The following is a 25,443-nucleotide window of genomic DNA, read 5'->3' as shown; positions in this document are numbered from 1 at the left end:
GTAAGCTATGTTTAAACTGTCGGCTACCAAGATATTACATCGTGGTTGTGACCCAAAATTTGATGAAGAAACGAATCGTCGAATTTTAGTGATGAATCTATTTTCGTTGGTAGGTTTCAGCATTACCCTGATTTTAGGGTTGTCTGCCATGGCCGCAGCTGCCTGGTTATTGGGCGCAAGCTTATTGGTCGCCTCATTTCTATTTATGTTGTCTGGGCAGATCCAAGCGCACTACCGCAATAAATACGGCCAAGTCATCGCTATTTATGTACTTACTTCGTGTTTGATGATGCTTGAAACCTTTCTGATTGTCACCGGCGGGGTAAATAACACGGGGCCACTTTGGATATATATCCTACCGCCCGTAGCCATGTTTTTCGGTGGTTTTAAACGAGGCATAATCATTATGACTTGTTTCACCCTATTAATTGCCATTATTCTTCTGTTTCCCAACGATGCCTTATTATTTACCGAGTATGATCATGCATTCAAAACTCGGCTAATCTACTCTTTTATTACCGTGTCATTTCTTTCTGCCTTCTACGAATATAGCCGCCAGCGCACATACAAGATGATGCGTACCATTAGCGAACAATTTGAACAGCAGGCCTTGCACGACCCATTAACCAACCTGCCTAACCGACGCGGTATTAACCAATTGCTCGTGCACGAATTAAAGCGCCACCAGCGCAGTGGCAAACCCATGACATTAGTCATTGCCGATGTGGATCATTTCAAGCAAATTAACGATACCTACGGACATGCTCATGGCGATATTGTACTCGAGCGCACCTCGTCCTTGTTACGGCAAAATATTCGCCAGCAAGATATGGTGTCTCGTTGGGGAGGCGAAGAATTTTTGATTATTCTGCCGGAAACCACTGAGTCTGACGGCGTATACTTGGCCAATAAACTTCGGGTTACCTTATCTAAGACCTCATTTTGGCTAAATGATGTTGAAGTCACCATCACCGCGAGCTTTGGTGTATGTGAAATAAATGAAAATGTGTCACTGGATCAAGCATTAACTTTAGCTGATAATGCCCTTTACGAGGCTAAGCACCTCGGGCGGAACACGGTAGTCAGTAAGCAATAAAATTAAATTTGCTGCAATGCGTTACCGATAATAATAAATAGAATGTTACAAATCACATCAGACTTTTCATAACCTTCCCTTTATGATGATGCCGTGTGATAAACCGGAAGAAGCAACGCTATGCAATGGAAAAAAATCGTAGTCCCATTTGTCGTTTTAGTATGCGGATATGCAGGCATGGAAGTCATCGCCGCAGCAGGTAAAGAAGAAACTCAAGCAGAAGAGGTTGATACTCGGCCACTGGTTACAGTGCAACAACTCCAACCCGTTAACTATACTGTTTCGCTTACTTCGTACGGCGAAATCATTCCGTTAGAAAGTACCAATTTAGCCGCTCAAGTATCAGGTGAAGTGGTTTCCTGGAACCCAAACTTTGTGCCTGGCGGCCTCGTAAAACGGGGCGACGTACTTTTCACCATTGAGAAAGATGCCTATGAAGCAGCGCTGTTGCAGGCTCAGGCAAACCTTTCATCTGCCCAAGCCCAATTAATTCAAGAACAAGCCCAAGCAGAAGTGGCCAAAAAAGAAGCCGAAAGTATGCCGCAAAACCGCATCACAGACCTTTATTTACGTAAACCACAAGTGATGAGTGCCCAAGCAGCGGTTAAGTCGGCTGAGGCCCAGTTACGTATCGCTCAGCGAGATTTAGATAATTGTGCCATTACCGCCCCCTACGATGCTTTGATTATCAGTCGAGACATAGGAACGGGCGACTTTGTGACCACCGGCACCATTGCAGCGACGCTCAACAACGTTGAAAGCGCAGAAATCAATTTTCCGGTGGCCGGTTTTGACCAGCATTTCCTGCCCAGTAATCTCGCCCATACCTCAGCGGTGGTTACCGTCGATAACAGAGCCATTGCCGCCACCATTAATCGAGATTTAGGGGTGGTTGATCAAGCTACGCGAATGAGCCACCTTGTGGCACGTATTGACGACCCCTACGGAATGCGTTCTGGCAAACCCTTGGTGAAATTTGGTAGTTACGCCAATATAAAATTTGCCGGAAAAACCCTAGAAAACGTTTTTCGTGTACCCCAAGAGCTGGTGAACAATTCAAAGATCTGGTTGCTTGATGAAGAAGGCGACTTGGTGACCAGTGAGATTCAGGTTATCCGTGAAGAAGGGACATACATGTTTATTCGGGGCGATATTAATGGCAGAAAAATAGTCATGACTCCTCCCGATTATCCTCTTGATGGCATGAAAGTCAAAGTGATTGCAGGCGATTCAAAACTGGTTGCAACTACCCTAGCTGATCAAAGAGGCTAACATGCATCAAGAACACGATACACACAGCGGAATTATTGCATGGTTCGCCCGTAACACCGTGGCTGCCAATCTGCTTATGGGCTTTATCATTATTATGGGCCTGTTTGCTTACGCGTCCGTTCAGCGGCAAATGTTTCCTAATATCGAAACCAATTATGTTCGCGTTAATGTTAGCTATCCTGGGGCATCTCCCCAAGAAATCGAAGAAGGTATATTGATAAAAATTGAAGAGGCATTAAAAGATGTTTCTGAAATCGACCGAATTGTATCTCGTGCCTTTCGCAACTCTGGCCATGTTCATCTGGATATCGATGAAAACGAAGATCTACAAAAGGTTCTGGATAAAATCAAAGCCAGAGTGGATGGCATCGCCACATTTCCTGCCGACATGGAACCGGTTAATATTACCCAGATAGAATTTAATCAACAGGTCATTGAGATCCCGCTGGTAGGCGATCTTCCTTTAGGCCAATTAAAAGATATCGCCAAAGAAGTAGAAGACGAGTTGTTGCAACTGGATACCATTTCAATTGTTGAAATGAGCTACCCCGATGACGAAATTGCCATCGAAATCCAACCGGATATGCTGCGCAAATATAACTTATCCATTAATGATGTTGCCACCGCCGTTCGCGCCTACTCCACCAATATATCCGCCGGACAATTGCGTACCCATTCAGGCATTATTTCAGTGCGAGTGGAAAATCAATATTACAACGGCGACGAGTTTGCGGCGATCCCGGTGAAAATAGGCACTGGCGGCTCCCAAGTGAAATTAGGAGACGTTGCCACCATCAAAGATGCATTTACCGAAGGTGAGCGATACTTTAAGTACTCAGGCCATAATGCCATTTACATTTCTGTGCGTGCCACCAAATCGCAAAATATTATTCCTGTGGCAGAAACCGTAAAAGCGTACATGGAAGTCAAAAACAAAGAACTGCCCCAAGGTGTTTCCCTAGAAACCATGGTGGACTTAACGTACTACCTCAATGCTCGATTAGACATGATGCTTAAAAACTTATTGCAGGGGGCTTTTTTGGTGGCCTTGATGCTTACCTTGTTTTTACGCTTCAGGCTGGCGTTTTGGGTAATGCTAGGTTTACCTATTTGCTTTTTAGGCGCGGTCATGATGATGCCGATTTTCGGTGTCAGTATTAATTTACTTTCTTTGTTTGCCTTTATTATGGTGCTAGGGATCGTGGTGGATGATGCCATTGTCATCGGCGAAAGTGCCTACACAGAAATAGAAAGTAAAGGGGGTGGCGTTGACAATGTCATTCGTGGCGCTAAACGGGTCGCCACGCCAGCAACATTTGGCGTATTAACCACCATTGCCGTATTTGCTCCCTTTGTTATGAGTAGCGGAATGGAAGGCCCGTTTTTCTACAATATCTCTATTGTGGTTATCTGCTGTTTGGTTTTCAGCCTAGTGGAATCTAAGCTTATTCTTCCTGCTCACATTGCCCATACTCGGTTCAGTCCCGTAAAACCGGACAGTTGGCGTGCACGCTTCAACAGTAGATTTAATGGATTTGTAAATGGCCCCTATCGGAATACGGTTAAGAAGGCCCTTGAGTGGCGCTGGGCGGTGCTCATGCTATTTGTGGCGATGTTTATGTTGGCTTGCGGCTTAGTCGCTGGCGATCATGTACGTATTGTGCCAAATTCCAAAGTACCACACGACTTTCCTTCCATTGAAATAGAGATGAACGAAAACGTCTCTGATACCGCGGTTATCGATGCGCTCAAAACCATCGAAAGCGTGATCCTGTCTGAAGAAGACAAGATTAAACGGGAGTTTGGTGGTGATGGCATGATCCGTGATGTCCTTGCCTTTAACGAAGAGCGTACCAGTGGAAAAATCGTTGTCCCCCTTGTGGATGAAGATAAACGGGTATTTGATACCTTCGAACTGGCCCGACGCTGGCGGGAGGCCATTCCTGAAATCCCAGGGATGAAATCCTTCGTGGTACTGGATGATATCAACAGTAATGGAGATGATGGTGAATTTGGCTTTTTACTTTTCGGGCCGGATTTGGACACATTGAACGCCGCCGGACGTACATTTATTGCCATGCTGCAACAAAAGGATGGGTTATTTGATATTAGCTCCACCATTGACCCAACCAATAAAGAAATTCAAATGACCTTGTTACCCGTTGCCTATGATTTGGGGATCACATTACAAGATGTGGCTGCCCAGGTGGGCGCCAGTTTTTATGGTGGCGAAGCCCAACGGGTTATTCGTAACGGCGAAGAAGTGAAAGTAATGGTGCGATACCCCGCCTTTACGCGAGAGCGGTTGGCGGATCTAAAATACAGCGTGATAAAAACCCCTGGCGGTAAAGAGGTTATGCTTGGCGATGTGGTGAATTTAGAAGAGAAACCGGGTATCAGCTATATACGCCGAGAAGGAGGCTATCGCAGCGTTTACATCTGGGGCAATATTGACGAAGAAAAAGTAGAGCCTGGCACTGTTGTCGATGAAATTAAAGACACCCTACTGCCTGAGCTTAAAGCCCAATATCCCTCGGTAATGACAGAACTTGGTGGAGATATTGAAGAACAAATGGCCCAACAAAACGAGCAAATGTTCTTCTTCGTTGCTGCCATGATCATGGTGTATGTGCTACTGGCTGTCCCTCTTAAAAGTTACGGACAACCCTTGATCATTATGTCAGTGATCCCCTTTAGTTTTACCGGTGCTGCATTTGGGCATTTCATCATGGGCTACGATATAAGTACCATGTCGTTTTTCGGATTAATAGCCGCTGCCGGCGTGGTCATTAACGATTCACTGGTGATGACCGATTTCGTTAATCAACGCCGAGCCCAAGGATACAGTACTCGAGAGGCTGTGGAAGATGCCGGTTCCGCGCGCTTTAGGGCCATAACCCTAACTTCTATTACGACCTTTGCCGGTGTACTGCCTATTATGTTCGAAACGAGCTTGCAAGCATCACTGGTGATCCCTATGGCCATTGCGCTGGGCTTTGCCGTACTGTACGCCACCATCGTTACGTTAGTGCTTGTGCCCTGTTTATACCTGATCTTGATTGATATAGGTAACGGCTTCGTTTTTGTTTTTCGACACACAATCGGCCGTTTACGACGCAAGGCTAAACCAGATAATACGGTGATACCGGCAAGTAAATAACGGTGAGTTAGCTGGCAAAGTAACTTAAAAACACGGCCGCGGTTTGGTTGGCAATTTTCTGCTTCTCGTTATCATTTAAGGGATCTTGAATTTGCATCATCTGCGGCCAAAAACACTGACCTTTAATTTGACTGGCTAAGATAGTCACGCCACGAGAAATATCCGTTAGCTGTAAACGCCCGTCGTTGGTAGCGGCCAACAACCAACGTTTTAAAACGGTTTCTTGGGCACTAAGGTGCTCAATTTCTTCTTTTAACTTTGCAGGATGATAAAAGAAGTGCCCAAAGGCTACCCGGGCCAGCGCCAGATATTCATTAGTCGTCAATAGATTAATTTCAGCAAGTAAGATTTCAGACAACTGCTGATGTAAGTCGGTATTGGCGTTATAAACAACGGGCACGGCAGCCATGCTTTTGCTCCACAGAGCCCGAATAAGATGCATGACAATTTCTTCTTTCGACGCGAAGTGATTATATACCGTGCGCTTAGATAACTGAGCGATTTCCGCAAGCTTATCCATACTGGTACCGGTTACGCCATAAGTCTGAAAAGCACTTCGGGCCGCACATAAAATCGCATCTCGATTAATATCTGTACGCGTTCGGCTAATGTTTGTCATCTGTAATGCAAATCCATACTGCTTCGATTGAAAACCTTCAACGGGTAATATTATATTTACGAGAGCGTTTTCTTTTTCAGCACCATCTCTTCCATATACTGCAAAATATCCCGCCATGAGAGTATTCCTACAGGCTCACCCGCCTGATTGATCACAGGTAAGCAGGAAACGGTGCGACGATTGAAAAAGGCGATAGCAGTGATAATACTACTGTGTTCTTTAATGGCAACGATATCACGGCTCATTATTTGGTGAGCTCGACGCTCTAAGGTCGCTCTATCTTTGGTGCGTTCTGAAAGTGTATCGATAAAAGGGCTTAATGATTTCAATAAATCCCGATCTGAAATAACACCCACTAACTTTTTCCCCTCCACCACCAAAAGATGGTGGAAGCCGGTAGCTTCGAAAAGTTCTTTTAACGTATGCAGGCTGTCATCCATCCTAACACTGACCACACGCTTGCTCATGATTTCGTTGACGCTCATAAATGCTTTCCTAGCATGCCACACAGTTACCCTGGTTATATAATTACAAACACAGAGCCGTTAAAAAACGGTTTTTTTTAAATTTTAGACATTTCAGGTTGAAATTCATTACTTAACCATCCATATACAATATACATTCATCAATCTATGAAGGAATATTCATGGCAACAGTTACGCTTCAAGGCAATGAGTTTGAAACCCTCGGTGAACTTCCTGCAGTGGGCAGTCAAGCACCCGACTTTCAACTGGTTAGCGCCGACCTTTCAACCGTAAGCTTAAGTGAGTTATCGGGAAAGAATGTTGTACTTAATATCTTTCCGTCTGTAGATACGGGAACGTGCGCCACCTCAGTTCGTAAATTCAATGAAAAAGCCGCCGGTTTAGACAACACTGTTGTTATCTGTGTGTCGGCAGACCTCCCCTTTGCAGCCGGTCGTTTTTGTGGCGCTGAAGGCATCGAAAACGTAACAACCGGTTCTACTTTCCGCTCATCTTTTGGTAAAGACTATGGCGTTGAGTTTGCGACTGGACCACTCACCGGCATACTCTCTCGTAGCGTTGTGGTTATCGACACCAGCGGTAAAGTTATCTATACCCAACAAGTTGCTGAAACCACAGACGAACCGGATTACGACGCCGCATTAGCCGCGCTCTAACCGTTCAAGTAACCCGCTAAATCACAAAACCGGCGTCTCGCCGGTTTTTTTATCCATTATTTTTAACTGCCGCCATGATTACTAGGTATTGTTTTTGTGTGTGATCCGGCGACGCCATTGGCAGGCCTATGATTAGCGGAATAACGATAATAATACCGGTTAACTTTTTAGTGGAGTATGTAGAAAGTTCGCTTTGTTTAGGGTTGAGAACAGATTTGTAAGCACGTCTTTACAATAACCTTGATTGTTTCATATAGAGAAATGCTATTTAATACTATTTTAGTGCTAGATAAGCACTAAATTGAACTTTTAGGGCATTTTTTGTGCTCTTTTTTTATATCTATAATGGAATAATTTATGTCATCTTCATTTTCTCCAAAAATACTTCTGCTTACTGCAATACTGTCTTCCTCAATCCTTTCTGGCTGTAGCGCAATAAGTAAACTTGATTATGAAACTGGTATGAACGTTAGCGAGGCTCAATTAGACGCCTTCAATACAAGCTCAACGAAGCAACTTGACGTTATTCAACAATTAGGCGAACCCAGCAAAAAAGAAAACTACAGCAATGTTGAAGTATGGCGCTACCACTATGTTTTGATCCCTGCTCTACCTACACAAAAAAATATTAATCAAGACACGGTGTTTGAATGGGATGAGAACGGTAAACTGCTTAAGGCATACCAAACTGACAGTTCTTCTTCCATTCTTTAATCACATTCTTGCCTCTATAGGGCGCTTATCGAATAATTTTGTTAGATAAAAGCCATCACAAGGCAGAAAAAAACCCACCGTAAATACGGTGGGTTTTGATTTATTCAGCGCGATGTAATTAGGTTTACCACAGGGCTGCAAATCTTAAAGATTCCCTATAGATTCCCACAAATGGGCATGCGTTTAGTGGTGAGCTTTCACTTTATTTTTGCCTGAATGTTTCGCCTGATACAACGCCTTATCGGCACATTCAAACAGTGAGTTAAAGCTAAGACCGCACTTATCAGAGCAACTGATCCCAAAGCTAGCAGACAATGGATATTCGATGTTTTCTTGCTCACACAATACCACTATTTTTTGCCGACACTCTTCTGCAAGTATAAACGCCAACGAGGTATCACAACTTAATAGCAATATGCCAAACTCTTCTCCCCCTAAACGACCAAATAAATCGTTTTCACGGAGAACCTTTTTTACCGCCTCTACGCATAACGTGAGTGCTTTATCTCCGGCGGCATGACCATATTGGTCGTTAATGGATTTAAAATCATCTAAATCAAACATGATAAACCCCACCACCTTATTTTCGAGCTTAGCCCGCTCGATAATTTGGTTTGCTGCCGAAGTAAAATAGCGCCGATCTGCGATACCGGTTAAACCATCGGTTCTCGCCATTTTCTGTAATACTCGATAGTTAACGCGTCTTGTATATAGCCACGCGCCCATGAAGCACAAAACAAGCAACATTAAAAAGATTACTAACGTTCTGTTATTTGCCGACTGTTCAGCCAGTAAAGCTTGGGTTTTTAATAATGAATTTTCTTTGTCTAACAATGAAATTTGCAACGACTTATCATTCAGTTCTTGTTTCGCTTTCTGAATAGCTAACATCTTTGCGTTCTCACTATTCATGTTCCGTGATTTAGCTTGAAAATAATTTTTGAAATGGAACAAAGCATCTTTATAACGAGATTCCTGCTGAGCGACTTCATACAAAACTTTGTGCGCTTCAATAATAGAGATGGATATGGCATCAGGCGGTGAGTCTTTTATGATTTTAAGGGCATAGAATTGGGCTGTTTTTGTATCCCCATCGACAACACTAAGACGGCTTTTCAGCTCGTAAAACTCATGGACAACAGCTTTATAAACCAGGTTTTCACTTGCAGGTAAATAACGGTCAATCACCGCGATAGCTTTATCATAATCTTTTGAATAAAAATAAAAACGGGCCAGCATTCCTTGTAATGCAAGTTTGATAACCGGTTCTTCTAGGTCGGTACATTCAGCAATCCCTTCCTTGAACATTTGCTCGGTGATCGTTAAGGGAACGGACTCAAGCAGCGAGCCAAAATATTGCAAATAGGCGTTACATTTAAACCTAAGGCCATAAGGTTTATTCAGCAAAGGCTTGATGTATTGCGCATTCATTTCGTGCTCATCAGCTTGCAAATAAAAATTAATGATGCCGATATGCACACTTTCTTGTGCATCAATGCTTTCTAGTTTATCGATATTAGGTAATATTTCTTCGATTAAGTCGAAGGCTCTTTCCCATTGCTGTACCCCTCCGCTTAACGCCAGTAAAAACGATTTAGCAGTCATTGTCATATCCATGGACGATGCATTAACGGCTAATTGTTCAAGTGCCGCAACGGCACCTTCAAAATCGTTATTGATATACTTGGAATAGGCTTGTAAAAAATCGTATTTGTCGCGCTGAGCGTTGGTCAATGAGTCACGATTTAAGGTGCCCAGCAACTTTGATGATTCTGCGGGATCTGCACTGCGTAATTTGAAGGCAACCTCAAGTGTATCATTGGTATCGGCATAAACCACGGGGGTTAACAGCACAGCCATTAACAGTATTATTATTCCCGCACCTAGCGATCCACTTTTCATATTCCATTTACAAGCAAACAAGTTTAACGCCTCGAGTAACCATAGACAGATACGAGATTAGTAAATATTCACATTTAGCCAAAAGTGACAAAGAAGCCGGTAAACTTGCCCAAACTTCGTTGAACTTAACGATAGGACAACACGCAATAAATTACTACTCCAATTCAGCGTTTGCAGTAAGATTTAGAAAAAAGCCGATACACGTAACGCAGAACTACCCATTATGGCATCACGGCTTTAACAACATCAAAATGAAAAACGCATATGTTTTTCATACAGTTTAGTTGTTTTTGCCTCAAGCGCCAGTTTGTATGGTACACAGTTAGAATGTATTCACCTACGTGTCAGATACAAGAAAAAAGACACGCCGTATAGGTAGCAGCCCCTTATAAAGTACACCAACAAATAGAAATTAGGTTACAGCCCCTCCGTTGGCCTGTATTTTTTTAATCGCCTCCCATACCTGGCTAACGTTTTTTTCAGAGTCAAAAACAATATCGAGATCGTTAATGCTTTTTAAAGCAAGTACATCTTGGGGCTTTTTAAAGGGTTTATTACGAAAATAATAAACCCCGTTTTTTGTATAAATATATGGCTGCTTTTTTACGACAAGATAAAAAACAGGTACCGCCAATAGCCCTAAATACGACCCTAACACCCAGAAAAAAAAGCTAAATGGTAGTAAGCTAAGTATGAGAGCCCAACATAATGCGTTTAATACGGAGCGCGCCATCACTTTTTACATTCCCTTAAAATAATATTAAGACAAGCATCTTATTTTAGTGCATAAGAAAATGAATCAATACCAACCCCATGTTCTGCGGTAAATTCACCGCCACTAATTTTCTGAATATCATTAGCCTTTAATTCACGCATAAGGTATTTCTCCTTTTTTCCTGTTCCGTCATCGAAATTAGATGGAATTACTTTGCAAAAACGCGAGCCCAAATACTACCCTGTACGTGTAAAATCTGAACTAAAATATGTAAGAAAGGCAATGATCAGAATGCCACTAGCGAAAAAAATAGCTGGAATTAAATCGCTCAAACACTGCTATCCTTAGCCTCGAATAGCGGTTTATCAGAATAGAGTTCAGTGTCATTTCATTAGAATAACTACTAACCTGTCAGACCAGACATAGGCATTTTTTGCAATATTAGAAAAATATGAAGAGTGCCAACCAGTGACTCATGGCTATGAAAAAATCGCTCTAAGCCAACCGCAGCTTTACGTACGGAGCAGTCTAACAGCGCTAGAGGCTCCTTGAGACAAAAAAGGGCGTTCAAATATAGCTCGTTTCTGCCCCAAAATCAGGCCACTTCTAAGTTAGACTGGAGGTCAATGATGTGGACGAAGAAAGGTCATCTAACTGGGCAGAAAAAGCCCTTCAAGCTCGAAGACATCTGGCGTATTCGTACTCGGCTTGAAATCGGAGTTTAATATAGGTGATTAGTCACATTTTTTATATGTCATAATAATTGAATTCTTTAATATTCCATTATAAACAATAAGTTAATTTAAATGTTTCTCTTTATTATGCCGTATCTATATTGAGTTGTTTGCCGTATTTATTCCTATTGTTACCGTGTTGAGTTATATTGAATCAACTGTAAATAGCTAGGAGGTTCAAATGACGGCTGTTGATCGTGTTTATCAAAAAATAAAGCGTTCCAGACGCTATGTTTTTGAACGCAAAGATTTTGATGGTTTTGCTAGCTACGATCAAATCGGTCGTGCATTAAGGCAACTGGTTAAGCAAGGCGAGTTGATAAAACTTGGCTATGGACTGTACACTAAAGCCCGTATGAACAGCCTAACCGGAAGACCTATGCCCACCAACCCAGGTGGCAGCGATGCCCTGATGCGTGAAATCTTAAAAATGAAAGGCGTCGATTTTGAAATAGACAGCCTATCTTTGCAAAGCTTGTCAGGAGAAAGTACCCAAATCCCATCATCTATTCATTACTCTTGGGATCCAAAACAGTTTAATCGCAAGCTGGTAGTTGGCAATCGAGTACTGAATTCGCCGAGTTAACGATGAAAAAACTAAAACAACATTTCGCCAACGCTTTCAAGACTTTGTCACGCCAATGGTGTTTAACACCGAACCTCATGATTTTGATACCTGTTTTGCCTTTTTTAAACGCGTAGCAGAGTCACTAATTAAAACAATGTAATCTATTTGAGTACCATTCATGCCAAACGCACCAATCAATCAAGACCCAATTTTTCAAGCAGAAGTAAACAAAGCCGTGTGGTCTGCCTGTGACACCTTCCGTGGCACCGTTGACCCATCGATTTACAAAGACTTCATTCTGACCATGTTGTTCTTAAAATACATCTCGGATGTACACCAAGATAAAGTGGATGAATTTACCGTTGAATATGGTGATTCGCCTGAATTAATTGCCGCCATGATGGAAAGCCAGTCATTTAAAATTCCAACGGGTGCCACCTTTTGGGATTTGTACGAACATCGCTTTGAAGCGGGTAATGGTTCACGTATCGATCAAGCCCTACACGCCATTGAAGAAGCCAACGGTGGCAAACTGAAAAACGTGTTTCAAGACATCAGCTTTAATACCGACAAACTGGGTGATGAAAAACAAAAGAACGACATTTTGCGTCACCTGCTTGAAGATTTTGGCAAAGACACCTTAAACCTACGCCCTAGCCGTGTCGGTTCATTGGATGTGATTGGTAATGCGTATGAATACTTAATTAAACACTTTGCTGCCAGTAGCGGTAAATCGGCAGGCGAATTCTATACCCCACCAGAAGTATCGGACTTACTCTCGATTATTTTAGAGCCACAACAAGGCGATACCATTTGCGACCCAGCTTGTGGCTCTGGCTCATTATTAATGAAATGTGGCAAACAAGTTCAGAAAAACTCAGGCTCTAAGCAATATGCTTTATTTGGGCAAGAAGCGATTGGCTCTACGTGGTCACTGGCTAAAATGAACATGTTCCTGCATGGGGAAGATAACCACCGCATTGAATGGGGCGATACTATTCGCAACCCTAAATTACTGGCACAAGATGGTGGTTTATTACACTTTGATATCGTCACCGCTAATCCTCCGTTTAGCCTTGATAAATGGGGCCATGAAGATGCACAAAGCGATCACTTTGGCCGTTTCCGCCGTGGTGTTCCGCCCAAAACTAAAGGGGATTACGCGTTTATTTCTCACATGATTGAAACGCTTAAACCAGAAAGTGGCCGCATGGGCGTGGTAGTGCCTCATGGCGTGCTTTTCCGCGCATCCAGTGAAGGCAAAATACGTAAACAATTGATTGAAGAAAACCTACTTGATACCGTGATTGGCCTACCTGAAAAACTCTTCTTCGGCACTGGCATTCCTGCGGCGATTTTGTTGTTCAAAAAACAAAAAGACGATAAAAAAGTGCTGTTTATTGATGCCTCTCGCGAGTTTAAGTCAGGTAAAAACCAAAACCAGTTAACGCCTGACAATATTCAAAAAATTGTCGATACCTATAAAGCCCGTGAAAATGTCGATAAGTACGCTTATTTAGCCACGTTAGAAGAAATTGCCGAAAACGACTTTAACCTCAACATTCCACGTTATGTCGATACCTTTGAAGAAGAGGAAGAAATTGATTTGGTGGCAGTACGCACAGAGCGTTTGGCCTTGCAAAGTGAGCTAGCTGAATTGGAAGCGGAAATGGCGGGTTACCTAGAGGAGTTGGGTTATGGCAAGTAATAAATATTTGCCCTCACACCTCGGGGAAATTCCTACCGATTGGATTAGAGTGAAGCTTGCTGATGTGATGAAAGTAAGACAAGGCCTACAAATCGCTATTTCGGATCGTTTAACAACGCCTACGGTGACATCGAGAGAATATATAACAATTCAATCTATAAAAAATCAACAACAAGCTCGTGAGTACGTAGAGACTCCTTCGCAGAGAGTTATTTGTTGTAAAGATGATGTACTTATGACTCGTACTGGCAATACAGGGATAATTGTTACTGATGTTGATGGTGTATTTCACAATAACTTCTTTCTGATGGATTTTGACAGGAAAAAACTCGATAAATACTTTTTAGTCGATTATTTAAGAACTAATCGGGTTCAGCATTTAATCCTGACTAAGGCTGGAGCAAGTACAATTCCAGATCTGAATCATAAAGATTTCTATTCTATAGAGTTGCCTTTGGCGCCCCTCCCAGAACAACAAAAAATCGCCAAAATCCTCTCAACTTGGGATAAAGCGATCACCACCACAGAAAAGCTGATTGAAACCAGCAAGCAGCAGAAAAAAGCCTTAATGCAGCAGCTTTTGACGGGTAAGAAGCGTTTGTACTCTTCACCAAAAGATGGGCCTGAGACTGGTAAGAAGTTTGAGGGGGAATGGAACTCCCAACCTATATCAAAGTTGATAACTGAAAGTCGTATTGCAGGTACTAACGGTGAACTCGCGAGAAAGCTCACAGTAAAGCTTTACGGTCGCGGCGTTACGCAGAAAGAAGAAAAGCGTTTGGGCAGTTCTTCAACTAAGTACTACAAAAGAAAATCGGGGCAATTTATCTATAGCAAATTAGACTTTTTGAATGGAGCCTTTGGAATCATTCCTGAACATTTGGATGGATTTGAATCGACCCTCGATTTACCTGCTTTTGACTTTTCCGAAGCTGTAGAACCTAAGTGGTTTATCGAGTTTGTCTCAAGAGACGATTTTTACACTTCTAATCTTGGCTTAGCGAATGGCGGACGAAAGGCTAGAAGAGTAAATCCAAAAGACCTACTTCAGATCAAAGTTCAAGTCCCTTCTTTAAAAGAACAACAAAAAATCGCTTCTGTACTAACGGCTGCCGATAAAGAAATCGAATTATTGGAATCCAAACTTGCCCACTTCAAGCAAGAGAAAAAAGCCTTGATGCAGCAATTATTGACAGGTAAACGCCGAGTAAAAATAGACACAGAGGAAGTGGCTTAATGACAAAACCGCTTTCACACTCTAACGATGCATTGATCAGCAATATTCGTGAGCTGCTAAGTGATGGGCGTAAACAAGTATTGCAAACGGTTAATAGCACCATGGTGCAAACCTATTGGCAAATAGGCCGCTTGATTGTGGAAGATGAACAACAAGGTGAAGCACGCGCAGAATATGGCAAACAAGTTTTAAAGCAACTTTCGACTGCATTAACGCAAGAGTTTGGTAAAGGATTTGATGCTTCAAATTTGCGTAATATGCGTTTATTTTATCTTGCATTTCCAAATCGTGACGCACTGCGTCACAATTTATCTTGGACGCATTACCGCACTTTAATCCGCATTAAAAATGAACAAGCACGTTTGTGGTATATGCAAGAAGCCGTCGAACAAGCTTGGTCAGCTCGTGCCTTAGAGCGTCAAATCGGTACGCTTTATTATGAGCGCTTACTTGCCACTCAAGCAAAAGAGCAAGACTTAAAACCAGTACTTGATGAAGCTAAGCAAAAGACCTCCGAGCTTGCCCTTAGCGCTAAAGATTATTTGCGTGACCCATATATATTTGATTTTCTTGGTTTGCCTAGTGCGGGTTTACAAGAAAGTGAATTAGAACAAGCCTTGATTGATAATTTACAAAAATTCTTGCTCGAACTGGGTAAAGGCTTTGCTTTTGTTGAGCGTCAGCAACGTATTAGCACCGATGATGGTGATTATTACATTGATTTAGTGTTCTATAACTTTCACCTAAAATGTTTTTTATTAATTGATTTGAAGATGCACAAACTCACCCATCAGGATGTTGGCCAAATGGATATGTACGTGCGCATGTATGAAGAGAAAAAACGCCGCACTGATGACAACCCAACCATCGGCTTAATTCTTTGTACCGAGAATAACCATACCGTCGCAAAATATTCTGTATTAAATGGCAGTGAACATTTGTTTGCCTCTAAATACATGACAGAGCTGCCAAGTGAAGAAGAACTTAGCCAGCAATTAGAAAAAGAACGTCAGCACCTACTCGAGCAACAAGGACGCTCAAATGACTAAAACACATTTACCCAATTTCCGCGAAGAACAAAGCGCTAAAATCCCAGCATTAACGGTGTTAACTAACCTTGGCTATCAATTCATTCCACCCAATGAATGTGTTATTAAGCGAGGCAACCTTGCTACCGTGATTTTAGCGGATGTATTGCGTGGTGTGCTCAAACACAAGACTTACTCGTTTATGGGAAAAGAGCGTCTGTTATCAGAATCTGCGATTGATAAAATCGTCAATGAACTGGCCAACCCAGCCATGAATGAAGGGTTAAAAGCCGCCAATGAAAAGCTGTATAACGCGCTCACTTACGGCATTGGTGTGACTGAGTTTGTTGATGGCAAAAAAGCCACTCCAACCATTCAAGTGATTGATTGGGATAACCCTGAAAATAACCAGTTCCACTTCACTGAAGAGTTGGAAGTTGAAAATACACATGGCACAGGCAAACGCATTCCCGATATTGTTTGTTTTGTAAATGGTCTTCCTTGGGTGGTGATTGAAGCGAAACGACCCGATTCCTCCCATGAAGGAAAGCCCACCGTTGGAGAAGGCATTTCACAAAACATACGTAACCAAAAAGTGGATGAAATTCCCCATTTATTTGCTTATAGCCAGTTGTTAATCTCTGTGAATGGCCATGATGCGTTGTACGGTACTTGCGGCACACCAAGTAAATTTTGGGCAAAGTGGAAAGAAGAAGAGATCACCGAAAGTACGTTTTCTCGCTTAAAAAATACGCCCCTTTCATTGCAACAACTCGATAAATTGTTTGCTCATCGCCCAGATAAAGTCCGTTCTGAGTATTTATCGTTAATTGCAGGCGGTGATTTGGCTGTCACCGACCAAGATAGATTACTGGTGTCTTTACTTCGTCATGACCGCTTACTTGAAATGACGCAACTTTTCACTTTGTTTGATAAAAAAGCAGGCAAAATTGTTGCCCGTTATCAGCAGGTTTTCGGCATTAAAGCCTTAATTGAACGAGTCACTTCATTTGATGAGAAAGGCGCACGTAACGGTGGTGTAATTTGGCATACCACGGGTTCTGGTAAATCTTTCACTATGGTGTTTTTATCTAAAGCGCTCATTTGGATTAAAGCGTTAGCTAAGTGCCGAGTGGTCGTGGTAACCGACCGGGTTGATTTAGAAGACCAATTGGCTAGTAACTTTGCCTCTGGTGGCGCACTATCAGAAAAAGACCGCAAAACGGCCATGGCAACAACAGGTCGCCGTCTTGCACAGCAAATTGGCAAAGGCAACGAACGCATTATCTTCTCTATCATCAATAAATTTGGTACTGCGGTAGAAATGCCAGAATGCTATAACGACAGTCCAGATATCATTGTATTGGTCGATGAAGGACACCGTAGCCAAAATGGTGAGAACAACATCCGCATGCAACAAACCTTGCCTAAAGCGGCGTATATTGGCTTTACGGGCACGCCTTTACTGCAAGATGATAAAACGGAAAATAAATTCGGAAAAATCATTCACTCCTATACCATGCAGCAAGCGGTTGAAGATAAAACCGTCACCCCATTATTGTATGAAGAGCGCGTACCTGAACTGAGCACCAATGATAAAGCGCTAGATGCGTGGTTTGATCGCATTACCGATACCCTTTCGGAAAAACAACGCACTGATTTAAAGAAGAAATTCGCGCAAAAAGGCCAAATTTATCAAACCGAAGGCCGTATTGAGTTAATTGCGCATGATATTTCTGACCATTTCCAAAATTTCAAGCAACAAGGTTTAAAAGGCCAATTGGCTTGTGACTCTAAAGCTTCAGCCATTCAATACAAAAAGCTATTAGATCAGATTGGCAAAGTAACATCGGTGGTTGCCATGTCGCCTCCAGATACACGTGAAGGCCATGAAAGCGTCGATGGTGAAACCAAAGATATTGTACAAAATTGGTGGAAAGACAATGTGCTTAACTCGGATTATGGGCAAGATGAAAAAGCTTATACCAAGCACATTATTGAAGAGTTCGCTAAAGATGATGGCCCAGATATTATGATCGTGGTCGATAAGCTTCTGACGGGTTTTGATGAGCCGAGTAACACCGTGCTGTATATCGATAAACCATTAAAGCAACATAACCTTATTCAAGCGATTGCTCGTGTGAACCGCTTACACCAGAAAAAAGAATTTGGTTACCTCATTGATTATCGTGGCATTTTGAAAGAATTAGACGCCACCATTGCCGATTATCAAGATTTAGCAGAGCGTACTCAAGGTGGTTTTGATATTGAGGATCTGAAAGGTTTATATAGCCGTATGGATACCGAGTATAAAAAACTGCCCGGTTTATACAGTGAGTTGTGGGACATATTCTCGTCGGTAGCGAACAAGCAAGATGGCCCAGCATTAAGGCAAGTGCTCGCGCCAAAAATTGATACGATCGATGGTCAATTAACCGATACCAACCTTAAGAAACGACAAGATTTTTATGACTGTTTAACTGCCTTTTCTAACTGCTTAAAAGTAGCACTGCAATCGGCTTCTTATTTTGAAGATAAGAGCTTTGATGATAAGCGCGACTTATACAAAAAAACGCTGAAATCGATGGCAGAGTTACGCAAACAAGTCAGAGAAGATGCAGAAGAAACCATTGATTATGATGAGTATGCAGAAAGTATTCGCACCATGTTAAATAAACATATTGGTGGTGTAGACATTCAAGAATCGAAAGGGGCTTATCTTGTTGGCAATATGGGTAAAACGCCTAATAAGCCGGAGGAAATGAGTGACGATGAAGCCCGCAATAAAAAAGATCAGATCACTGGCCGTATCACTAAAATGATTGAGCAAGACTTAGCGGATGACCCCTACGCACAGGAATACTTTTCTAAGCTCTTAAAAAAAGCCATCGCTCAAACCAAAGAAATGTTCGATGCACCTGTAAAGCAATACCTGCTGTTTGCAGATTTTGAAGAGCAAGTGAAAGAGCGCAAAGTAGAAGGCATACCTAACGATCGATTTGAACATCTAGACCCGAAGGTAAAGCGTCACGTTCAGTCTTATTTTGGTTTGTTCTTAAAACACGATTCTGCCTTGAAAAGTGGCACACAAAGCACGCCTTTATCAGAAGATGATCGATTTAAGTATGCGGTTGAGATCGACCAAGTGGTCACTGCCGCGGTCGCTGAATACTCAATTAACCCACAAGAAATTGAGAACCAAATTCGTCGTCAATTATTGCCTATTTTGTTTAAAGTGGTGGGAATGGATGCAGCGCAATTGATTATCACAGAAGTGATCCAAATTACTCGCTTAGGCGTTGCTGGACATCATTAATGACGTCAGTTAACGCTAACGAAAGTAACCTTGAATCGTACAGTTTTGTCTATGGTGATGAAGCGGTGAGCTATGAAGTTATCCGCAAGCCTCATGCATTAGATGCGAATGGAAACAAGAAAAAACGGAAAATCACGATAAAGGTTCACCCTAATTGTGAAGTCGTGGTTAATGCGCCAGAAGATGCAGCAAGAGCGGATATTCACGATGCGGTGATGAAACGTGCGTCATGGATTTATGCTGCGCTAAAAGAGTTTAGAGAGCATTTAGAATATGTTCAGCCTAAACATTATGTGAGTGGTGAAATGCAATTCTACCTTGGCCGTCGTTACGTACTAAAAATTGTAGAAGATGCCGAAGCCTTGCCCACCATTAAAATGACCCGAGGCAAATTACTGGTCACGCTCACCCGCTTTAACCAAGATAAAACTGCAATGGTTCGCGCCATGGTGCGCAATTGGTACAAAGTACGTGCAGAGCGGATCTTCCATGAACGACTATGCGAGTTATTACCTCAAGCAACTTGGGTTAAAGGCATTCCAAGCTTTCGAGTTTTGCCCATGACGAAGCAATGGGGAAGTTGTTCGGCTAAAGGCAATTTAATGCTAAACCCTCATCTAATTAAAGCCCCAAAAGAGTGTATTGATTACGTCATCTTGCACGAGCTTTGCCATATCGCAGAGCACAACCACAGCGATAAGTTTTGGCGCTTGTTAACCAGCGTGATGCCAAACTGGAAAGAAGTGAAAGCCCGCTTAGATGGGATGGCGGAGTTGTATTTGAATGAGTGAATATTGCTAAATGAGATGCCCGACTTGTGAAAAACATATTGGCTGGGACTGGCTAGAAGATGAATGTATTGAGCCAAATGAATCCTTTGATTGCCCACATTGCGATGAAACCTTGCGCTATGAAGTAGATGAAGGCACCTATCTTGGTGCTCAACATATAACGATTGAAGTTGTGGATAATTAGGTGAAACTGACCGCACTCAGATCTTAAATATATATTCATTTATAGTATTTTTTATTGTAAAGCTACCAGTGAAGATATACTTGATTTGAATGTTTGATCTAACCAATAAATATCCAAAAATGAGTTAAAGCGACCGTCTCCTTAACGTACACAGCTGCCATTCAAATTTCAAAACGTGAACGGCAGTTATTGGTACATTGAATACAGCCAGAAAAGTTGTTTGGCGTTGACAAGTTTAGTTTCAAACGTCAAAAAACTGGGGAAAATGAAGGTACGCAAAACCGTGCTTCTCAAGTAGTTTTAGTTTCATACATTAAAGTACTCGCACAGCTAGTTGAAAACTGTCGCTAGTTCTATTGGCATATTCTCTTAATGTTCGTGTTTTTTTAACTCAAGTGCGCGAGCTTATACCGAGTGCTCCTGCCCCCGGCTTCACTTTTTACCAAGCAACCAAGCTCGACCAACGCCGCTAAATGACGAGATGCGGTTGGCTTACTCACTTTCGCCACTTTATGGTATTGCGACGTATTAATGCCTTGGTCAAAATCACCATCAAGCATTCGATTAAGCACTTTTACTTGTTCTAAGGACAGTCGCGTTTGCTCGACATTTCGCCAGAAGTTAGTTTTAAAAACCGTTTGGTCGATTTCTTCGAGCACATTAGTGAATGATTCGCCTAAGGTGTTTAAAAACCACATAAGCCAAGCGGTAATATCAAGTTCGCCTTTCTGGGATTGCTCTAATATTTTGTTGTAGCTTTTACGGTTGGCTAAAATCGCCACTGACATTGCATAAAAACGGACAGATTGACGCTCAGCCTGGGCTAGCGCCAAATCAGTAAGTAAGCGGGTGATCCTGCCATTGCCGTCATCCAAAGGATGGAGAGTCACAAACCAAAGGTGTGTTATGGCGCCTCTAAGTAATGGATCTAAAGCTGGATCCTCACGAGAGTCATTAAACCATCGAATAAACACGCCTAGTTCGGACTCAAGCACATCTCGGCTAGGCGCTTCAAAATGTACCGTGGGTTTATCAACCCTACCCGACACAACCTGCATAGGCTCGTCGCCGCGCAACTGCCCCCCTATCACAGAATTAAACATGGTGTAACCTTCAGGAAACAGTCGTTTATGCCATTGTAATATTCTCTCAAGTGAGAGTGGCGACTCTAAATTCTCCACCGCATCTAACATTATTTCTGCAAGGCCATCAGTGCGTTCAGTGGTTGGAAATGGTTTTTCTTCAGCAAGACCGAGCTTATTCGCCAAGGACGAGCGAACAGAAAAAGCATTGAGCTTCTCACCTTCAATGGCACTCGAATGAATAATGTTCGCCAATAGCGTGTCTAACAGACTTTGCTTTTGGTCTTTAGGTTGGCTCGACATCTTGCCCAACAACATTCCTTGGTGAAAGCGAATGTCTCGTAACTTGGGGTCAACGACGTTTGCATCCCAGGTAAAGTTTGGCCAGTCAGCTTGTTGCCAGATCCACATCTTGTCGCCTTTTGATTTAAATAACAGCCTATTCAAATCATAGCATGATACGAATAAAACCCACAATCACATCCAATTATGATGCGAATAATGCAGATATTCATATCATATTTCGATATTACCATCCTGTCTTAGTAGCTATTACCCTAGGCCTCAGATATATTCAGCATGGCTAACCAGATTGGCTTGTCGTAAAAGTAATTTGATGAGTTTTTGTATTTATAAAGGTAGGTAGAGTGAGATTTTTGCAGGGGTTTCTGCCACCTTTTTCAATTATGTGACAGAGTTCTGTGACAGAGTGATTCTCTTTACTAAGATTTAGATACAAGAAAGCCCCGACATGCGGGGCTTTGTTGTTATTTGGCGGAGAGAGAGGGATTCGAACCCTCGTTAGGTTTAACCCTAAACACACTTTCCAGGCGTGCGCCTTCAGCCACTCAGCCACCTCTCCAAATTCTTTGCTTCGCTAAATCGTTGAAGCGCGCGTATAGTAGGGAAAGTCTCACGTTGAATCAAGTACTCACCGTTAAAAAATTCCCAACTGCTGCAATATTAAGCGTTTGCCGGTTGTTTTTGCTTTAACTGTTCAGAAAACGACAACATTCGATCTAATGGAATTAACGCTTTTTGGCGCAATTGCTCATCCACATGGATCTCGTGATCATTTACCCCTTCTGTAAGGCTGTTGTAGATGGCCTGTAAGCCGTTCATTGCCATCCAAGGGCAATGAGCACAACTCTTACACGTAGCACCGTTACCGGCCGTTGGAGCCTCAATAAAGGTTTTGTTTGGCATCAATTGCTGCATCTTGTAAAAAATGCCTTTATCCGTTGCCACAATGAAGGTTTTATTAGGCATTAATTCAGCCGCTTTGATTAGCTGGCTGGTTGAACCTACAGCATCGGCTAAATCTACCACGCTAGCGGGTGATTCAGGGTGTACTAAAATGGCGGCGTCAGGGTATACCGCCTTCATGTCGCTAAGCTTTTGTGCAGAAAATTCATCGTGAACAATACACTCACCTTGCCACATCAGCATATCAGCACCGGTTTTATTGGCAATGTAAGAACCAAGATGACGATCCGGCCCCCAGATAATGGGTTTACCCTGTTCATCTAGGTGTTCAACAATTTCTAATGCAATACTAGACGTTACCACCCAGTCTGCACGCGCCTTAACTGCTGCTGAAGTATTAGCGTACACAACCACCGTGTGATCGGGGTGAGCGTCACAAAACTCGCTGAAGACCTCTATAGGGCATCCAAGGTCTAAAGAACAGGTTGCCTCTAAGGTAGGCATTAGCACGGTTTTTTCTGGGCTTAAAATTTTGGCTGTTTCGCCCATAAACTTAACACCCGCTACGATAAGGGTTTGTTCTGGTGCATTACGGCCAAATCGGGCCATCTCTAACGAGTCTGCCACACAACCGCCGGTTTCTTCCGCTAAAGCCTGGATTTCGGGGTCGGTATAATAGTGTGCTACCAGAACGGCGTTACGATCCTGTAGAAGTTGTTTTATCTCGTTTTTAAGTTCGGCTTTACGCTGGGCACTTAACGGCGCAGGTTTCGCTGGAAACGGATAATCGACTTGATCGACTCTGAAAGCAATAGACATAACAAATAGCCTGAATTATCGACAATAAGGTGGCGGATTATACCCCACTGTCATAAAAATTACATAGCCATGAGATAGGAATAGAAATTTATGTTTCAAGGGCTACAGATCAGAAAGTTGGGTTTTCGCCCTGCGCGTACCTTTCTTTCGATCACTTGTTAAGAAAGACTATTTACTATGGGATAGACAAAGTATAAACGTGGAAGATAATGCAATGGGATGATTTAGAACGAAGATGAAACGATTGCTATTTGATAATCTGCAGTAGAAGCATTCTAAGATGGTGGGTCGTGCTGGATTCGAACCAGCGACCAATTGATTAAAAGTCAACTGCTCTACCAACTGAGCTAACGACCCATCTTAGGTTGCGTGAAAAGCGTATTCTCAAAGACTTGAGAAAAGTGGTGGGTCGTGCTGGATTCGAACCAGCGACCAATTGATTAAAAGTCAACTGCTCTACCAGCTGAGCTAACGACCCATTGCTTTTCGTTTGTTACCACTCTGTGGCAACGGCGGCATATATTACTCATATTCTGAGGCGGCGCAACCCAAAATCAGCATTTATTTTCACTTTTCGCTAATTTCTTGTTTAAACGCTCAAAATGAAAGCAATTCGTTCAGTAAACCACCTGGAAAACGATGCCCTCACCCACAAAATAAAACAATTTTTAGTAATCAGCTGGTTTCGCCGGTTGCTAAAATTTATAAAAAAATAAAAAAAACCTCCGTAAAGGAGGTTTTTTTATAATCCACTTAATCTAGATTGCGCTAATTTAGTGGCTGATGAATTGGGATATTCCTGAATCACTTGTTCAAAAAGTGTTCGCGCCTCGGTTTTATTTCCTTGTCGCTCAGAAATAACACCAAGTTTAAGTAACGCGTCGGGTCGTTTCGCAGAATCAGAAAATTTATTTATAACAATATTAAATTGTTCTGATGCATCTGACCATTTCTGTTTATTGAACAGTAATTGCCCTAACCAGTAATGTGCATTTGGTGCATATTCGCTGTTAGGAAATTCACCTAGGAAAGACTGAAAGGCTGGAATGGCCTTGTCATACTCTCTGGATTTTAAAATCAGGTTTACCGCTGCCTCGTAAGCTTCCCCCTCATCTTGGGTAACGCTACTCGCTGAGCTACTCTGTGTTGCCCCAGGCGCTGGCGAAGGTGTCATCCCCGAATTTGTAGGCGTACTCACCGCGTTGTTCGCTACACTGCCCTGCTTTAACGCTTCAACACGCTTGTCGATCTCAAGATACAATTCCCGTTGGCGCTCCAACACTTTTTCAAGTTGGTTTGTATTGATTTCAACCGCGCCTCTAAGCTCGTCTATCTCGCCTTGCATGGTATCGAGATGTTGTTGCAAGCGATGCTGCATTTGCGTACGGCTTTCTACGATGCGTTCTAAAACAACAATGCGCTGTTCCAGTGAACTTTGTCCATCTACTCCCACCGCGGCCTGAGCCTGAGTGGGTGTATCGCCCACATCATAAACTGGCGCTTGCGCCTGCAATGATGCTGAAACACAAAGGGCGGCACACAAGGTGACGCCCTGGAAATATGGCTTAACCAAAACGTTGGCCCTTATTGATAAACAACAATGCCACGACGGTTTTGCGCCATCGCGTACTCAGTTGAGCCCATCACAGCAGGTTTTTCTTCACCATAAGAAACCGTTGAGATTTGGCTGCTGCTTACACCCGCGTTCATCAGGTAAGTTTCTACCGCTTGTGCACGACGCTCACCAAGGGCAATGTTATATTCTGGTGTACCACGTTGGTCAGTGTGACCTTCGATAACCACTTTTTGATCAGGATGCTGAACAAGGAACTCGGCATGCTTGTCTAAAAGAGACTGGAACTCACCTTTGATGGTGGCGCGGTCAAAGTCGAAGTAAACGGTTTGCTCTTTTTTCAAAGCAGCCATTTGCTCTTCAACCATTTCTTGTTGACGCTCCATACGCTGAGCGGCTTCCGCTTTAACACGGGCTTGCTCTGCTTCAAGGGCTTGGCGTTCTGCTTCAGCTTGTTCTTGGGCTACGCGATTACGCTCAGCCGCTAATTCTTCTTCAGATGGACCAGATGAACAAGCCATCATAGTCACCACTGGCAAGGCGATAATGAAGCTTTTCATCACTTTATTCATTTGCAT

19 protein-coding genes, 3 tRNA genes and 1 pseudogene are annotated in these 25,443 nt (G+C 42.7%); 13 read left to right on the top strand and 10 right to left on the bottom strand.

The features are described 5' to 3' along the window. Positions 1-7 precede the first annotated feature (7 nt). The 3 genes from KO501_RS04285 to KO501_RS04275 all read left to right on the top strand — a co-directional run bounded on the left by KO501_RS04285 (position 8) and on the right by KO501_RS04275 (position 5,528). Positions 8-1,096 (top strand): sensor domain-containing diguanylate cyclase, encoded by a 1,089-nt coding sequence (locus tag KO501_RS04285; RefSeq protein WP_216028417.1) that lies wholly within the window; start codon positions 8-10, stop codon positions 1,094-1,096. Positions 1,097-1,216: 120 nt separating this feature from the next. Beyond that, positions 1,217-2,368 (top strand): efflux RND transporter periplasmic adaptor subunit, encoded by a 1,152-nt coding sequence (locus KO501_RS04280; RefSeq protein WP_216028416.1) that lies wholly within the window; start codon positions 1,217-1,219, stop codon positions 2,366-2,368. A gap of 1 nt (position 2,369) precedes the next feature. Beyond that, positions 2,370-5,528: an efflux RND transporter permease subunit gene (locus KO501_RS04275; protein WP_216028415.1), complete on the top strand. Its 3,159-nt coding sequence runs from the start codon at positions 2,370-2,372 to the stop codon at positions 5,526-5,528. A gap of 7 nt (positions 5,529-5,535) precedes the next feature. On the opposite strand, the gene KO501_RS04270 is transcribed toward KO501_RS04275, so the two are convergent. Further along, the gene (locus KO501_RS04270) at positions 5,536-6,147 is read right to left on the bottom strand and encodes a TetR/AcrR family transcriptional regulator (protein ID WP_216028414.1); all 612 of its coding nucleotides are present in this window, start codon (positions 6,145-6,147) and stop codon (positions 5,536-5,538) included. Between the two features lie 56 nt (positions 6,148-6,203). Beyond that, positions 6,204-6,632 carry a CBS domain-containing protein gene (locus tag KO501_RS04265; protein ID WP_216028413.1) on the bottom strand — a complete coding sequence of 143 codons (429 nt, stop codon included), beginning with the start codon at positions 6,630-6,632 and terminating at the stop codon, positions 6,204-6,206. A gap of 161 nt (positions 6,633-6,793) precedes the next feature. On the opposite strand from KO501_RS04265, the gene tpx reads away from it, so the two are divergent. Both tpx and KO501_RS04255 read left to right on the top strand, forming a co-directional pair. Then, entirely contained in the window at positions 6,794-7,288 is a 495-nt protein-coding gene (gene tpx / locus KO501_RS04260; RefSeq protein ID WP_216028412.1) for a thiol peroxidase, read from the top strand. A gap of 357 nt (positions 7,289-7,645) precedes the next feature. Further along, positions 7,646-8,002, top strand: coding sequence for a hypothetical protein (locus KO501_RS04255; protein ID WP_216028411.1), 357 nt, complete (start codon positions 7,646-7,648; stop codon positions 8,000-8,002). Positions 8,003-8,185: 183 nt separating this feature from the next. Here the strand turns inward: KO501_RS04255 and KO501_RS04250 are convergent, their stop codons facing one another. Then, entirely contained in the window at positions 8,186-9,904 is a 1,719-nt protein-coding gene (locus KO501_RS04250; protein ID WP_216028410.1) for a GGDEF domain-containing protein, read from the bottom strand. Positions 9,905-11,248: 1,344 nt separating this feature from the next. Between KO501_RS04250 and KO501_RS18535 the strand changes: the two are divergent. The 8 genes and pseudogenes from KO501_RS18535 to KO501_RS04215 all read left to right on the top strand — a co-directional run. Then, a pseudogene (locus tag KO501_RS18535) lies at positions 11,249-11,335 on the top strand (integrase); the annotation flags it as partial. A 199-nt stretch (positions 11,336-11,534) separates the two neighbouring features. Continuing rightward, positions 11,535-11,939: a DUF6088 family protein gene (locus KO501_RS04245; protein ID WP_216028409.1), complete on the top strand. Its 405-nt coding sequence runs from the start codon at positions 11,535-11,537 to the stop codon at positions 11,937-11,939. 160 nt (positions 11,940-12,099) lie between these two features. Beyond that, the gene (locus KO501_RS04240; RefSeq protein WP_216028408.1) at positions 12,100-13,629 is read left to right on the top strand and encodes a type I restriction-modification system subunit M; all 1,530 of its coding nucleotides are present in this window, start codon (positions 12,100-12,102) and stop codon (positions 13,627-13,629) included. Beyond that, a complete protein-coding gene (locus KO501_RS04235; RefSeq protein ID WP_216028407.1) occupies positions 13,619-14,866 on the top strand; it encodes a restriction endonuclease subunit S in 1,248 nt (415 codons plus the stop codon). The genes KO501_RS04240 and KO501_RS04235 overlap by 11 nt, the downstream gene beginning before the upstream one ends. Further along, a complete protein-coding gene (locus KO501_RS04230; protein ID WP_216028406.1) occupies positions 14,866-15,915 on the top strand; it encodes a PDDEXK nuclease domain-containing protein in 1,050 nt (349 codons plus the stop codon). Before KO501_RS04235 ends, KO501_RS04230 begins: the two co-directional genes overlap by 1 nt. Continuing rightward, positions 15,908-19,210, top strand: coding sequence for an HsdR family type I site-specific deoxyribonuclease (locus KO501_RS04225; RefSeq protein WP_216028405.1), 3,303 nt, complete (start codon positions 15,908-15,910; stop codon positions 19,208-19,210). Before KO501_RS04230 ends, KO501_RS04225 begins: the two co-directional genes overlap by 8 nt. Then, positions 19,210-20,001, top strand: a complete 792-nt coding sequence (locus KO501_RS04220; protein ID WP_216028404.1) for a SprT family zinc-dependent metalloprotease — start codon at positions 19,210-19,212, stop codon at positions 19,999-20,001. Before KO501_RS04225 ends, KO501_RS04220 begins: the two co-directional genes overlap by 1 nt. 10 nt (positions 20,002-20,011) lie before the next feature. Next, positions 20,012-20,185, top strand: coding sequence for a hypothetical protein (locus KO501_RS04215; protein ID WP_216028403.1), 174 nt, complete (start codon positions 20,012-20,014; stop codon positions 20,183-20,185). A 386-nt stretch (positions 20,186-20,571) separates the two neighbouring features. On the opposite strand, the gene KO501_RS04210 is transcribed toward KO501_RS04215, so the two are convergent. The 7 genes from KO501_RS04210 to pal form a co-directional block, all read right to left on the bottom strand. Continuing rightward, the gene (locus KO501_RS04210; protein WP_216028402.1) at positions 20,572-21,678 is read right to left on the bottom strand and encodes a Fic family protein; all 1,107 of its coding nucleotides are present in this window, start codon (positions 21,676-21,678) and stop codon (positions 20,572-20,574) included. Between the two features lie 361 nt (positions 21,679-22,039). After that, positions 22,040-22,129 (bottom strand) — tRNA-Ser (locus KO501_RS04205). 101 nt (positions 22,130-22,230) lie between these two features. Continuing rightward, on the bottom strand, positions 22,231-23,292 hold the full coding sequence (nadA, locus tag KO501_RS04200) for a quinolinate synthase NadA (protein WP_216028401.1): 1,062 nt from the start codon (positions 23,290-23,292) through the stop codon (positions 22,231-22,233). Between the two features lie 281 nt (positions 23,293-23,573). Further along, positions 23,574-23,649 (bottom strand) — tRNA-Lys (locus KO501_RS04195). A 45-nt stretch (positions 23,650-23,694) separates the two neighbouring features. Next, positions 23,695-23,770 (bottom strand) — tRNA-Lys (locus KO501_RS04190). 264 nt (positions 23,771-24,034) lie between these two features. Continuing rightward, on the bottom strand, positions 24,035-24,865 hold the full coding sequence (gene ybgF / locus KO501_RS04185; RefSeq protein WP_216028400.1) for a tol-pal system protein YbgF: 831 nt from the start codon (positions 24,863-24,865) through the stop codon (positions 24,035-24,037). An 11-nt stretch (positions 24,866-24,876) separates the two neighbouring features. After that, the gene (gene pal, locus KO501_RS04180; protein WP_216028399.1) at positions 24,877-25,443 is read right to left on the bottom strand and encodes a peptidoglycan-associated lipoprotein Pal; all 567 of its coding nucleotides are present in this window, start codon (positions 25,441-25,443) and stop codon (positions 24,877-24,879) included.

The sequence above is a fragment of the Alteromonas sp. C1M14 genome (assembly GCF_018860965.1).
Lineage (GTDB): Bacteria > Pseudomonadota > Gammaproteobacteria > Enterobacterales > Alteromonadaceae > Alteromonas.
The sequence above is the reverse complement of the archived record's forward strand: the minus strand, read 5'-3'. Positions and strand labels throughout refer to the sequence as shown.